Annotated in this window: 11 protein-coding genes and 1 tRNA gene; 9 read left to right on the top strand and 3 right to left on the bottom strand. The window is 69.1% G+C overall.

Going from position 1 to position 12,868, the window contains the following annotated elements:
• Positions 1 to 8: 8 nt before the first annotated feature.
• From P3H78_RS21725 to P3H78_RS21715, 3 genes are all read right to left on the bottom strand, one after another.
• Positions 9 to 641, bottom strand: a complete 633-nt coding sequence (locus P3H78_RS21725; protein WP_276110754.1) for an NAD(P)-dependent oxidoreductase — start codon at positions 639 to 641, stop codon at positions 9 to 11.
• Positions 642 to 721: 80 nt separating this feature from the next.
• Positions 722 to 1,762 carry an adenosine deaminase gene (locus tag P3H78_RS21720; protein ID WP_276110753.1) on the bottom strand — a complete coding sequence of 347 codons (1,041 nt, stop codon included), beginning with the start codon at positions 1,760 to 1,762 and terminating at the stop codon, positions 722 to 724.
• A gap of 124 nt (positions 1,763 to 1,886) precedes the next feature.
• On the bottom strand, positions 1,887 to 3,113 hold the full coding sequence (locus tag P3H78_RS21715; RefSeq protein ID WP_276110752.1) for a pyridoxal phosphate-dependent aminotransferase: 1,227 nt from the start codon (positions 3,111 to 3,113) through the stop codon (positions 1,887 to 1,889).
• 259 nt (positions 3,114 to 3,372) lie between these two features.
• Here P3H78_RS21715 and P3H78_RS21710 point away from each other — a divergent pair.
• The 9 genes from P3H78_RS21710 to rpoB all read left to right on the top strand — a co-directional run bounded on the left by P3H78_RS21710 (position 3,373) and on the right by rpoB (position 12,823).
• A tRNA-Trp gene (locus tag P3H78_RS21710) sits at positions 3,373 to 3,445 on the top strand.
• A gap of 109 nt (positions 3,446 to 3,554) precedes the next feature.
• Positions 3,555 to 3,839, top strand: coding sequence for a preprotein translocase subunit SecE (secE, locus tag P3H78_RS21705; protein ID WP_276110751.1), 285 nt, complete (start codon positions 3,555 to 3,557; stop codon positions 3,837 to 3,839).
• 80 nt (positions 3,840 to 3,919) lie between these two features.
• Positions 3,920 to 4,831 carry a transcription termination/antitermination protein NusG gene (nusG, locus tag P3H78_RS21700; protein ID WP_276110750.1) on the top strand — a complete coding sequence of 304 codons (912 nt, stop codon included), beginning with the start codon at positions 3,920 to 3,922 and terminating at the stop codon, positions 4,829 to 4,831.
• Between the two features lie 182 nt (positions 4,832 to 5,013).
• Complete coding sequence (gene rplK, locus P3H78_RS21695; protein ID WP_255953001.1) at positions 5,014 to 5,448, top strand: 50S ribosomal protein L11; 435 nt, start codon at positions 5,014 to 5,016, stop codon at positions 5,446 to 5,448.
• A 94-nt stretch (positions 5,449 to 5,542) separates the two neighbouring features.
• Positions 5,543 to 6,268, top strand: a complete 726-nt coding sequence (gene rplA, locus P3H78_RS21690; RefSeq protein WP_276110749.1) for a 50S ribosomal protein L1 — start codon at positions 5,543 to 5,545, stop codon at positions 6,266 to 6,268.
• 156 nt (positions 6,269 to 6,424) lie between these two features.
• Complete coding sequence (locus tag P3H78_RS21685) at positions 6,425 to 7,330, top strand: SCO4651 family lipoprotein (RefSeq protein ID WP_276110748.1); 906 nt, start codon at positions 6,425 to 6,427, stop codon at positions 7,328 to 7,330.
• 364 nt (positions 7,331 to 7,694) lie between these two features.
• Positions 7,695 to 8,225 (top strand): 50S ribosomal protein L10, encoded by a 531-nt coding sequence (gene rplJ, locus P3H78_RS21680; RefSeq protein ID WP_276110747.1) that lies wholly within the window; start codon positions 7,695 to 7,697, stop codon positions 8,223 to 8,225.
• A 116-nt stretch (positions 8,226 to 8,341) separates the two neighbouring features.
• Positions 8,342 to 8,731 (top strand): 50S ribosomal protein L7/L12, encoded by a 390-nt coding sequence (gene rplL, locus P3H78_RS21675; RefSeq protein WP_276110746.1) that lies wholly within the window; start codon positions 8,342 to 8,344, stop codon positions 8,729 to 8,731.
• 606 nt (positions 8,732 to 9,337) lie between these two features.
• On the top strand, positions 9,338 to 12,823 hold the full coding sequence (gene rpoB, locus P3H78_RS21670) for a DNA-directed RNA polymerase subunit beta (RefSeq protein WP_276110745.1): 3,486 nt from the start codon (positions 9,338 to 9,340) through the stop codon (positions 12,821 to 12,823).
• Positions 12,824 to 12,868: the final 45 nt, after the last annotated feature.

Raw genomic sequence — 12,868 nt, 5'->3', positions numbered from 1 at the left:
GGCGACCCTCAGCGGGCCACCCCCACCCCCTGCCGCACCGTCTCCGGGTCCTCGACCATCGCGAGCATGGCGTGCGCCACGTCGGCGCGGACGATGAAGCGGCCCCCGCGGGGGAAGCCGCCCACCACCGTGCGGTACGAGCCGCTGAGCGGCCCGTCCAGCAGACGCGGCGGGCGGACCACCGTCCACTCCGTGGCGCTGCGGGACACCTCGGCCTCCATCGTGCGCAGGTCGGCGTAGACGTCCTTCAGGATCGCGGAGACCAGGCCGCGCGCGGCGCGGTCCAGGAGGCCGTCGCCCTCCGGCGCGGGCCCGACGGGGCCCGCGCTGACCACCAGCAGCCGCCGCACCCCCTCCGCCTCCATCGCCGTCAGCACCGAGCGGGTCAGCCGTGTCGCCACGCCCGCGTCCTTGCGGGAGCGCGCACCCAGCCCGGACAGCACCGCGTCCCGTCCCGCCACCGCCGGGCGCAGCGCCTCCGGATCCGAGAAGTCGGCGCTGACCACGTCCAGGGCGGCGCCCGTCACCGGAAGCCGCGTCGGATCGCGGACGACCGCCGTCACCCGGTGCCCGGCCGCGAGGGCCTGCCGAACGATCTCCTGGCCGATGCCGCCGGTGGCGCCGAAAACGGTGAGGTTCATGGAGACACCCGTACCTCGTCGGCCCCTGATCAATCACCCAGGCACCCGACCGCCCGACGCGGAGGCCGGCGCGCCGGGGCTCAGCCGACCGGAGCGGCCAGCCAGTCGTCCACGCCCGACAGCAGCTTCACCCGCATGTCCTCCGGCGCCGCCGACGCGCGGATCGACTGCCGGGCCAGCTCCGCCAGCTGCTCGTCGCCGAAGCCGTGGTGCCGGCGGGCGATGGCGTACTGGGCCGCCAGCCGGGACCCGAAGAGCAGCGGGTCGTCGGCGCCGAGGGCCATCGGGACGCCCGCGTCGAAGAGGGTGCGCAGCGGCACGTCCTCGGGCTTCTCGTAGACGCCCAGCGCCACGTTCGAGGCCGGGCACACCTCGCAGGTCACGCCCCGCTCGGCGAGCCGGGCGAGCAGCCGCGGGTCCTCCGCGGCGCGCACCCCGTGGCCCACCCGGTGGGCGTGCAGGTCGTCCAGGCAGTCCCGCACCGACGACGGGCCGGTCAGCTCCCCGCCGTGCGGCGCCGAGAGCAGCCCGCCGTCCCGGGCGATGGCGAAGGCCCGGTCGAAGTCCCTTGCCATGCCACGGCGTTCGTCGTTGGAGAGGCCGAAGCCGACGATCCCACGGTCCGCGTAGCGCACGGCCAGCCGGGCCAGCGTGCGGGCGTCCAGGGGGTGCTTCATCCGGTTCGCGGCCACCACCACCCGCATCCCGAGCCCGGTCTCGCGGGCGGCGCTGTCCACCGCGTCCAGGATGATCTCCAGTGCGGGGATCAGCCCGCCCAGCCGCGGCGCGTACGAGGTCGGGTCGACCTGGATCTCCAGCCAGCCCGAGCCGTCCCTGACGTCCTCCTCGGCGGCCTCCCGCACCAGCCGGCGGATGTCGTCCGGCTCCCGCAGGCACGAGCGGGCCGCGTCGTACAGCCGCTGGAAGCGGAACCAGCCCCGCTCGTCCGTCGCGCGCAGCCGCGGCGGCTCCCCGCTGACCAGCGCCTCCGTCAGCGCCTCGGGCAGCCGCACACCGTACTTGTCGGCCAGTTCCAGCAGGGTGGTGGGCCGCATCGACCCGGTGAAGTGCAGGTGCAGATGGGCCTTCGGCAGCTCAGAGACATCACGTACACGCTCCATCCCAGGATCTTGCCGTACGGCACGGCGGTCCCGGTAGTCGTTTCACCGTTCGTGGCCTTGCTCGCACGAACGACCGAGGCCCGGCGAGCGGGTCGCTCACCGGGCCTCGTGGGGGGCGCGGACGTCAGTCGCGCGCCTCCGCCAGCAGCTTCTGGATCCGGCTCACGCCCTCCACCAGGTCCTCGTCGCCGAGGGCGTAGGACAGCCGCAGGTAGCCCGGGGTGCCGAAGGCCTCGCCCGGGACGACCGCGACCTCCACCTCCTCCAGGATGAGCGCGGCCAGCTCCACGGTGTTCTGCGGGCGCCTGCCGCGGATCTCCTTGCCGATCAGGGCCTTCACCGACGGGTACGCGTAGAAGGCGCCCTCCGGCTCCGGGCAGAGCACGCCGTCGATCTCGTTGAGCATCCGCACGATGGTGCGGCGGCGGCGGTCGAAGGCCTCGCGCATCCGCGCCACCGCCTCCAGGTCGCCGGAGACCGCGGCGAGGGCGGCGGCCTGGGCGACGTTGGAGACGTTGGAGGTGGCGTGCGACTGCAGGTTCGTCGCCGCCTTCACCACGTCCTTCGGGCCGATGATCCAGCCGACGCGCCAGCCGGTCATCGCGTACGTCTTGGCGACGCCGTTGACCACGATGCACTTGTCGCGCAGCTCGGGCAGGACGGCGGGCAGGGAGACGGAGGTCGCGTCGCCGTAGACCAGGTGCTCGTAGATCTCGTCGGTGAGCACCCACAGGCCGTGCTCGACGGCCCAGCGGCCGATGGCCTCGGTCTCGGCCTCGGAGTAGACCGCGCCGGTCGGGTTGGACGGCGAGACGAACAGGACGACCTTGGTCCGCTCGGTGCGGGCGGCCTCCAGCTGCTCGACGGTGACCCGGTACCCGGTGGTCTCGTCGGCGACGACCTCCACCGGGACGCCGCCGGCCAGGCGGATCGACTCCGGGTAGGTCGTCCAGTACGGCGCCGGCACGATGACCTCGTCGCCCGGGTCGAGGATCGCGGCGAAGGCCTCGTAGATGGCCTGCTTGCCGCCGTTGGTGACCAGGATCTGGGAGACGTCCGGCTCCCAGCCGGAGTCGCGCAGCGTCTTCGCCGCGATGGCGGTCTTCAGCTCGGGCAGACCGCCGGCCGGCGTGTAGCGGTGGTACTTCGGGTTCCCGCAGGCCGCGACGGCGGCCTCGACGATGTAGTCGGGGGTGGGGAAGTCGGGCTCACCGGCGCCGAAGCCGATCACCGGACGCCCGGCGGCCTTGAGGGCCTTGGCCTTCGCGTCCACGGCGAGGGTGGCGGACTCGGAGATCGCGCCGACTCGGGCGGAGACCCGGCGCTCGGTGGGAGGGGTTGCAGCGCTCATGGAGTCCATCGTTCCAGACCGGAAAGACCCCCGGCACACGGGTTTCACAGACTGAACAGATCGGGTCGAAGGACAGAACAACCGTCCGGATCCGCGGCCCCGCCTGGGCGATCTTCCCGCGACAGTGCCCCGACGGGCGCTTTCTGTTCGACGCCCGGCGCCTGAGCACGTACACTCTCACCTCGTTGGCCTTCAGCGGCCGCGCACGACCGATGCACACCGAGCATCCGGTCGGATGCGGTACGTTGGGGACACACAAAGGGTCGTAGCTCAATTGGTAGAGCACTGGTCTCCAAAACCAGCGGTTGGGGGTTCAAGTCCCTCCGGCCCTGCTACACACATCGTCGCCAGGATGTGTGCGCGTGTACGTACAGCAATGCACCGCCGTGCGGCTCCGACCGGGCGCGGCACGGCCACGACCCGGAATCAGGTGAGGACGGAATGACGGACGCCGTGGGCTCCATCGACACGCCTGATGCCCAGGATGAGCTGCAGGAGTCCAAGAAGTCCCGCAAGGGTGGCAAGCGGGCCAAGAAGGGCCCGCTGAAGCGCCTTGCCCTCTTCTACCGCCAGATCATCGCGGAGCTCCGCAAGGTCGTCTGGCCGACCCGCAACCAGCTCACGTCGTACACGACCGTGGTGATCTTCTTCGTCGCCGTCATGATCGCCCTGGTGACCGTGATTGACTATGGACTCAACCACGCGGCCAAGTACGTCTTCGGCTGAGTCAAGAGCGAAGGGCGCCGAGGCATCCGGCGCCCCTTTCGCATGTTCCACCCCTCTGTATCCAGGAAGAAGCAGCCACCGTGTCTGACCCGAACGTGAACGACGCCATGGAGCCTCGCGCGGAGGCCGTCGAGTCCGCGGACGACGAGCTCGAGATCGTCGAGGGCGCGGACGAGGGCGACCGGGCCGAGGCTGCCGAGGCCGCGGCGGGCGAGCCCGCAGAGGAGGCCGCTCTCCACGTCGAGGACGAGAGCGGAACCGCGGAGTCCGCCGAGGACGAGACCGGCGAGTCCGTCGAGGGCGAGACCGGCGAGTCCGCCGAGGGCGAGGCTGCCGAGGCCGAGGCGGAGGCCGAGGCGGAGGCGGAGGAGGAGCTCGACCCGATCGAGAAGCTCCGCCAGGAACTGCGCACGCTGCCCGGCGAGTGGTACGTCATCCACACCTACGCGGGCTACGAGAAGCGCGTGAAGGCCAACCTGGAGCAGCGCGCCGTCTCGCTGAACGTCGAGGACTTCATCTACCAGGCCGAGGTCCCCGAGGAAGAGATCGTCCAGATCAAGAACGGCGAGCGCAAGACCGTCCGGCAGAACAAGCTGCCCGGTTACGTCCTCGTCCGCATGGACCTGACGAACGAGTCCTGGGGCGTCGTCCGCAACACCCCGGGTGTCACCGGCTTCGTCGGCAACGCCTACGACCCGTACCCGCTCTCCCTGGACGAGATCGTCAAGATGCTCGCCCCGGAGGCGGAGGAGAAGGCCGCCCGCGAGGCCGCCGAGGCCGAGGGCAAGCCGGCCCCGCAGCGCAAGGTCGAGGTCCAGGTGCTGGACTTCGAGGTCGGCGACTCGGTCACCGTCACCGACGGCCCGTTCGCCACGCTGCAGGCGACCATCAACGAGATCAACCCCGACTCGAAGAAGGTCAAGGGCCTGGTGGAGATCTTCGGCCGCGAGACGCCGGTCGAGCTCTCCTTCGACCAGATCCAGAAGAACTGACGTCCTTTCGGACCGCACGCTTCCGACCAGGTCGGACCGGCTGCACAGCCGGTCTGACCTGTCGGTTTTTGGCCGCGCAACCATACCCGTTATCGTTGTGCGGTATGCCTCCATCCGGATGATCCGGACGATCATGCCTGAGGATGGTGGCGGAAACTCTCACTAAGGACCCGGAGAGAGAAATGCCTCCCAAGAAGAAGAAGGTCACGGGGCTCATCAAGCTCCAGATCCAGGCCGGTGCCGCCAACCCGGCTCCGCCGGTCGGCCCGGCGCTGGGTCAGCACGGCGTCAACATCATGGAGTTCTGCAAGGCCTACAACGCCGCGACCGAGTCGCAGCGCGGTTGGGTCATCCCGGTGGAGATCACGGTCTACGAGGACCGCTCCTTCACCTTCATCACCAAGACCCCGCCGGCCGCCAAGATGATCCTCAAGGCCGCGGGTGTCGAGAAGGGCTCCGGCGAGCCGCACAAGACCAAGGTCGCCAAGATCACCCAGGCGCAGGTCCGCGAGATCGCCGAGACCAAGATGCCCGACCTGAACGCCAACGACCTGGACGCCGCCGCGAAGATCATCGCGGGCACCGCCCGGTCCATGGGCGTCACCGTCGAGGGCTGACCCCCACCTTCGTAGAATCGCGGCCTCGGCCGCACGTGGCAGGGCCTGCTCGGCCCGTACACCACGACTCCTTTCGGAACACACAGGAGCAGTTGTGAGCAAGCGCAGCAAGGCTCTCCGCGCTGCGGACGCCAAGATCGACCGGGAGAAGCTGTACGCCCCGCTCGAGGCCGTCCGTCTCGCCAAGGAGACCTCCACCTCGAAGTTCGACGGCACCGTCGAGGTCGCCTTCCGCCTGGGTGTCGACCCGCGCAAGGCCGACCAGATGGTCCGTGGCACCGTGAACCTGCCGCACGGCACCGGCAAGACCGCCCGGGTCCTGGTCTTCGCGACCGGTGACCGTGCTGCGGCCGCGGAGGCCGCCGGCGCCGACATCGTCGGCTCCGACGAACTGATCGACGAGGTCGCGAAGGGCCGCCTGGACTTCGACGCCGTCGTCGCCACCCCGGACCTCATGGGCAAGGTCGGCCGTCTCGGCCGCGTGCTCGGTCCCCGTGGTCTCATGCCGAACCCCAAGACCGGCACCGTGACCCCGGACGTGGCCAAGGCGGTCACGGAGATCAAGGGCGGCAAGATCGAGTTCCGCGTCGACAAGCACTCGAACCTGCACTTCATCATCGGCAAGACGTCGTTCGACGACAGCAAGCTGGTGGAGAACTACGGCGCCGCGCTGGAGGAGATCCTCCGTCTGAAGCCGTCCGCCGCCAAGGGTCGCTACATCAAGAAGGCCGCCGTGAGCACCACCATGGGCCCCGGCATCCAGGTCGACCCGAACCGCACCCGCAACCTCCTCACCGAGGAGGACCCGGCCGCGGTCTGAGTCCTCTGACTCGCCCCAGTCGGACGACGGGCCCCGTACCTTCCGAGGTACGGGGCCCGTCTCCCTTTGTGCACCCCTTTGTATGCGAATTTCCGTACGAATGCGGGCGGCCTGCGCTAGCGTGCTGATCACAGCGATCGCACAGGGGTGGGACGAATGACGAGCACGACCGTGCGCCGGACGACGCTCTGCCTGGCGGCGGTGACCGCGCTGACGGGTGCGAGCGCCTGTACCTCCGGGGGATCCTCCGCCGCCCGGGACACCGGCGGCGCGGCGCACGCGGTTCCCGTGGCCGCCCTGCGCTCCGCCATGCGGTCGACCGACCGGGCCGACTCCGCCCGGGTCGAGCTCACCACCACCTTCGGCACCATGATGTCCATGAAGGCGGGCGGAACCCTGGCCTGGGGACACGGCCTCACCGGCTCCCTCACTCTCATCTACACCGGCGGCACGATGGCCGACACCATGCGCCGGCTGGGCAGTACCTCGATGGAGGCGCGCTACCTCCCCGACGCCTACTACGCCCGCCTCGGCGAGCAGTTCGCCCGGCGGACCGGCGGCCGGCACTGGCTCCGGTACGGGTACACCGACCTCGCCGGCCTCGGCGGCGGCTCCGGGGCGTTCCTCCAGGACCAGATGCAGAACAGCACCCCGAACCAGTCGGTCAAGCTCCTGCTGGCCTCCGGGGACGTCCGCCGGCTCGGCCGGGAGACGGTGCGCGGCGCCCGCACCACGCACTACGGCGGCACGGTCCGCGTGGCCGACCTGGCCGCCCGCGGCTCCCACCTGCCCGCGGACCAGCTGGCCCGGCTGAGGAAGCAGCTCACCGCGGCGGGCGTCGGCTCGGAGCGCGTCGACATCTGGGTCGACGACCACGACCTGCTGGTCAAGCAGACCTGCGCGGCGCAGATGGCCATGGGCGGGATGAGTCAGACCGCGTACTACTCCGGCTACGGTGTCCGGACGTCCGTGGCCAGGCCCCCGGCGGGCGACACCGAGGACTTCAAGGAGCTGCTGACGAAGAAGGGCGTCCTGCCGGGCGGGAGCGGCACCGCCTCCTGAGGAGCGGCGCCGTCCACACCCTCCCGGAGCATGCGGCTCACCCCCGGAGCGCCGCGGTCCCGGCCCCGCTCCGGGCCCTCCGGGGCCGATTTGCCCTTCGGCGTCCCGGTCCCGTAATCTCCTCTCCGAAGCCAAAGACCGCTGGTCGTTGCCGTGCGCTCGCAAGGGAGTGCGGTGGCCGAAGGATCCGCTGAAAAGTGGGCGACCCGCGCAGGTGTCAGTGGAAGAGCTCCCGGAGCATGAGCGTCTCAGCGCGTGCGCCCCGGTCGAGCCCGCCCCGTGCGCCTGCGCCGGGGCGTTTGTTTTGCCCAGTCCTCCTTCGGGTCCGCGCGGTCCGAATCACCCGGAAGGAGGCCGAGGCTCTATGGCGAGGCCCGACAAGGCTGCCGCGGTTGCCGAGCTGACGGACAAGTTCCGCAGCTCCAACGCCGCCGTGCTGACCGAGTACCGCGGTCTCACCGTGGCGCAGCTCAAGACGCTGCGCCGGTCGCTCGGTGAGAACGCCCAGTACGCCGTGGTGAAGAACACGCTGACCAAGATTGCGGCCAACGAGGCCGGGATCACGCTGGACGACCAGCTCTTCGCTGGTCCGACGGCGGTCGCCTTCGTCACCGGTGACCCGGTGGTGTCGGCGAAGGGTCTCCGTGACTTCGCCAAGGACAACCCCAATCTCGTCATCAAGGGCGGTGTCCTTGACGGCAAGGCGCTGTCCGCCGACGAGATCAAGAAGCTTGCGGACCTCGAGTCCCGCGAGGTTCTGCTCTCCAAGCTGGCCGGTGCCTTCAAGGCGAAGCAGTCCCAGGCTGCCTCCGTCTTCCAGGCGCTGCCGTCGAAGCTCGTCCGCACCGTGGACGCGCTGCGCGCCAAGCAGGACGAGCAGGGCGGTGCCGAGTAACTCGGCTCGCTTTCTGATCCGCGCCGCCTGACGCGGCACGGGTCTCAGCGGGCCGACGTACGCCCGCCTTATCCAGTACATCCGGCACCCGCCGATTGAGTGGAAGGACCGCCATCATGGCGAAGCTCACCCAGGACGAGCTGCTTGCCCAGTTCGAGGAGATGACCCTCATCGAGCTCTCCGAGTTCGTGAAGGCCTTCGAGGACAAGTTCGACGTCACCGCTGCCGCTGCCGCCCCGGTCGTCATGGCCGGCGGTGCCGCCGGTGGCGCTGCCGCCGAGGCCGTCGAGGAGAAGGACGAGTTCGACGTCATCCTCACCGGCGCCGGCGACAAGAAGATCCAGGTCATCAAGGTCGTGCGTGAGCTGACCTCGCTGGGTCTGAAGGAGGCCAAGGACCTCGTCGACGGTGCCCCGAAGCCCGTCCTCGAGAAGGTCGCCAAGGACGCCGCCGAGAAGGCCGCCGAGTCCCTCAAGGGCGCCGGCGCCTCCGTCGAGGTCAAGTAAGACCTTTCGGAGTCTCTCCGACTCCTGCGCGCCGGCGACGGCCCACTAGGGCTGTAACGCGAACGCACCGAAGAGCGATCATCCATCCGGGTGGTCGCTCTTCGGCGTTCGGAGGGGTCGGCGGTGGCTCCCTTGCTCCCGCGGACGGGAGGGGTATGGTGATCATCGTTGTGCCCCGAGCGCCCCTGGTGGCAGGCTGCAAGTGACGATCGCAGCATCCGGTTTGGGCTGGGGGGCCTTGACGAACCGCACGCAGCGCGCAATTCTCAGGACGCGTCGTCACAAGGATCCGGAACCGAGGCATGGATCGACGGCGAAGAGGGCAGTATCAACGTGCGTTGAGGGCAGGCAGGCCGCAGACGTTGACGACAACGAGGGTCGCGAAAACCCGCACTGGACATCAGTGTGCCAAGTGGCTACACTGACCCTTTGCGCTGCCTGTTAGCTGTCCCCTGCCCGTCACCAGGGGCATGCCCTCGCCTCAGCATCGATGACCGGATGAGCCCTGACCTGGCCTTTTAGTCAGACTGGACACAGCCTGTCCGGGTGCGGCGGCAAGGGACCGGCACGCGCGTAGTGAGTCCGAGCCCTCGGAAGGACCCCCTCTTGGCCGCCTCGCGCAATGCCTCGACCGCGAATACGAACAACGCCGCCAGCACAGCCCCGCTGCGGATCTCCTTTGCAAAGATCAAGGAGCCTCTCGAGGTTCCGAACCTGCTCGCGCTGCAAACCGAGAGCTTCGACTGGCTGCTCGGCAACGACGCGTGGAAGGCTCGCGTCGAGGAGGCTGTGGAGAACGGTCAGGACGTCCCCAACAAGTCCGGTCTCGAGGAGATCTTCGAGGAGATCTCCCCGATCGAGGACTTCTCCGGGTCGATGTCGCTGACCTTCCGCGACCACCGCTTCGAGCCGCCGAAGAACTCGATCGACGAGTGCAAGGAGCGCGACTTCACGTTCGCCGCGCCGCTCTTCGTCACGGCCGAGTTCACGAACAACGAGACCGGCGAGATCAAGTCCCAGACCGTCTTCATGGGCGACTTCCCGCTCATGACGAACAAGGGCACGTTCGTCATCAACGGCACCGAGCGTGTCGTGGTGTCGCAGCTGGTCCGTTCGCCGGGCGTCTACTTCGACTCCTCCATCGACAAGACGTCCGACAAGGACATCTTCTCGGCCAAGATCATCCCGTCCCGGGGTGCCTGGCTGGAGATGGAGATCGACAAGCGCGACATGGTCGGTGTCCGCATCGACCGCAAGCGCAAGCAGTCCGTCACCGTCCTCCTGAAGGCGCTCGGCTGGACCACCGAGCAGATCCTCGAGGAGTTCGGCGAGTACGAGTCCATGCGCGCCACCCTGGAGAAGGACCACACCCAGGGCCAGGACGACGCGCTGCTCGACATCTACCGCAAGCTGCGCCCGGGCGAGCCCCCCACGCGTGAGGCCGCGCAGACGCTGCTGGAGAACCTCTACTTCAACCCCAAGCGCTACGACCTCGCCAAGGTCGGCCGCTACAAGGTCAACAAGAAGCTGGGTGCGGACGCTCCGCTGGACGCCGGCATCCTGACCGTCGAGGACGTCATCTCGACGATCAAGTACCTGGTCAAGCTGCACGCGGGCGAGATCGAGACGGTCGGCGACTCCGGCGAGACGATCGTCGTCGAGACGGACGACATCGACCACTTCGGCAACCGCCGCTTGCGCAGCGTCGGCGAGCTCATCCAGAACCAGGTCCGCACGGGTCTGGCGCGTATGGAGCGCGTCGTGCGCGAGCGCATGACCACGCAGGACGTCGAGGCGATCACGCCGCAGACCCTGATCAACATCCGGCCGGTCGTCGCCTCCATCAAGGAGTTCTTCGGCACCAGCCAGCTGTCCCAGTTCATGGACCAGAACAACCCGCTGTCCGGGCTGACGCACAAGCGTCGTCTGTCCGCGCTCGGCCCGGGTGGTCTCTCCCGTGAGCGGGCCGGCTTCGAGGTCCGCGACGTGCACCCGTCGCACTACGGCCGCATGTGCCCGATCGAGACGCCCGAAGGCCCGAACATCGGTCTGATCGGCTCGCTCGCCTCCTACGGCCGGGTCAACGCGTTCGGCTTCGTCGAGACGCCGTACCGCAAGGTCGTCGACGGCCAGGTCACCGACGAGGTGGACTACCTGACCGCCGACGAGGAGGACCGCTTCGTCATCGCGCAGGCCAACGCCACGCTCAACGACGACCTGCGCTTCGCCGAGAACCGCGTGCTCGTCCGCCGCCGTGGCGGCGAGGTCGACTACGTCGCCGGTGACGACGTGGACTACATGGACGTCTCGCCGCGCCAGATGGTGTCGGTCGCGACCGCCATGATCCCCTTCCTCGAGCACGACGACGCCAACCGTGCCCTCATGGGCGCGAACATGATGCGTCAGGCCGTGCCGCTGATTAAGTCCGAGGCCCCGCTCGTCGGCACCGGCATGGAGTACCGCTCCGCCGTCGACGCCGGCGACGTGGTCAAGGCCGAGAAGGACGGTGTGGTCCAGGAGGTCTCCGCGGACTACATCACCACCGCCAACGACGACGGCACGTACATCACGTACCGCCTGGCCAAGTTCTCCCGGTCCAACCAGGGCACCTCGGTCAACCAGAAGGTCATCGTCAACGAGGGCGACCGGATCATCACGGGCCAGGTGCTCGCGGACGGTCCCGCCACCGAGAACGGCGAGATGGCCCTCGGCAAGAACCTGCTCGTGGCGTTCATGCCGTGGGAGGGTCACAACTACGAGGACGCGATCATCCTGTCGCAGCGCCTCGTGCAGGACGACGTCCTCTCCTCGATCCACATCGAGGAGCACGAGGTCGACGCCCGTGACACCAAGCTCGGCCCCGAGGAGATCACCCGGGACATCCCGAACGTCTCCGAGGAGGTCCTCGCCGACCTCGACGAGCGCGGCATCATCCGCATCGGCGCCGAGGTCATCGCCGGCGACATCCTCGTCGGCAAGGTGACCCCGAAGGGCGAGACCGAGCTGACCCCCGAGGAGCGCCTGCTGCGCGCGATCTTCGGCGAGAAGGCCCGTGAGGTCCGCGACACCTCGCTGAAGGTGCCGCACGGCGAGACCGGCAAGGTCATCGGCGTGCGCGTCTTCGACCGCGAGGAGGGCGACGAGCTGCCGCCGGGCGTGAACCAGCTGGTCCGCGTCTACGTCGCGCAGAAGCGCAAGATCACCGACGGTGACAAGCTCGCCGGCCGCCACGGCAACAAGGGCGTCATCTCCAAGATCCTGCCGATCGAGGACATGCCGTTCCTGGAGGACGGCACCCCGGTCGACATCATCCTCAACCCGCTGGGTGTCCCGTCCCGAATGAACCCGGGACAGGTCCTGGAGATCCACCTCGGCTGGCTCGCCAGCCGCGGCTGGGACGTCTCCGGCCTCGCGGAGGAGTGGGCGCAGCGCCTCCAGGTGATCGGCGCCGACCAGGTCGACCCGGGCACGAACGTCGCCACCCCCGTCTTCGACGGTGCGCGCGAGGACGAGCTCGCGGGTCTGCTGCAGCACACCATCCCGAACCGCGACGGCGAGCGCATGGTGCTCCCGACCGGCAAGGCGCGGCTGTTCGACGGCCGCAGCGGTGAGCCGTTCCCGGACCCGATCTCGGTCGGCTACATGTACATCCTGAAGCTGCACCACCTGGTCGACGACAAGCTGCACGCCCGCTCGACCGGTCCGTACTCGATGATCACCCAGCAGCCGCTGGGTGGTAAGGCGCAGTTCGGCGGCCAGCGCTTCGGCGAGATGGAGGTGTGGGCCCTGGAGGCCTACGGCGCCGCCTACGCCCTGCAGGAGCTGCTCACCATCAAGTCCGACGACGTCACCGGCCGCGTGAAGGTCTACGAGGCCATCGTCAAGGGCGAGAACATCCCCGAGCCCGGCATCCCCGAGTCCTTCAAGGTCCTCATCAAGGAGATGCAGTCGCTCTGCCTGAACGTGGAGGTGCTGTCCAGCGACGGTATGTCCATCGAGATGCGTGACACCGACGAGGATGTCTTCCGCGCCGCGGAGGAGCTCGGCATCGACCTGTCCCGGCGCGAGCCGAGCAGCGTCGAAGAGGTCTGACGGGAGTCCGGCGGGCGCCCTGAGCGATCAGGGCCCCGCCGACCC

It is taken from the genome of Streptomyces tropicalis, from assembly GCF_029269835.1.
GTDB lineage: Bacteria > Actinomycetota > Actinomycetes > Streptomycetales > Streptomycetaceae > Streptomyces > Streptomyces tropicalis.
The sequence above is the reverse complement of the archived record's forward strand: the minus strand, read 5'-3'. Positions and strand labels throughout refer to the sequence as shown.

Bases quoted from the DNA above. Each gene is read 5' to 3' on its own strand.
- P3H78_RS21725 (WP_276110754.1), bottom strand. From the start codon at position 641: ATGAACCTCACCGTTTTCGGCGCCACCGGCGGCATCGGCCAGGAGATC.
- P3H78_RS21720 (WP_276110753.1), bottom strand. From the start codon at position 1,762: ATGGAGCGTGTACGTGATGTCTCTGAGCTGCCGAAGGCCCATCTGCAC.
- P3H78_RS21715 (WP_276110752.1), bottom strand. From the start codon at position 3,113: ATGAGCGCTGCAACCCCTCCCACCGAGCGCCGGGTCTCCGCCCGAGTC.
- secE (WP_276110751.1), top strand. From the start codon at position 3,555: ATGACGGACGCCGTGGGCTCCATCGACACGCCTGATGCCCAGGATGAG.
- rplK (WP_255953001.1), top strand. From the start codon at position 5,014: ATGCCTCCCAAGAAGAAGAAGGTCACGGGGCTCATCAAGCTCCAGATC.
- P3H78_RS21685 (WP_276110748.1), top strand. From the start codon at position 6,425: ATGACGAGCACGACCGTGCGCCGGACGACGCTCTGCCTGGCGGCGGTG.
- rplJ (WP_276110747.1), top strand. From the start codon at position 7,695: ATGGCGAGGCCCGACAAGGCTGCCGCGGTTGCCGAGCTGACGGACAAG.
- rplL (WP_276110746.1), top strand. From the start codon at position 8,342: ATGGCGAAGCTCACCCAGGACGAGCTGCTTGCCCAGTTCGAGGAGATG.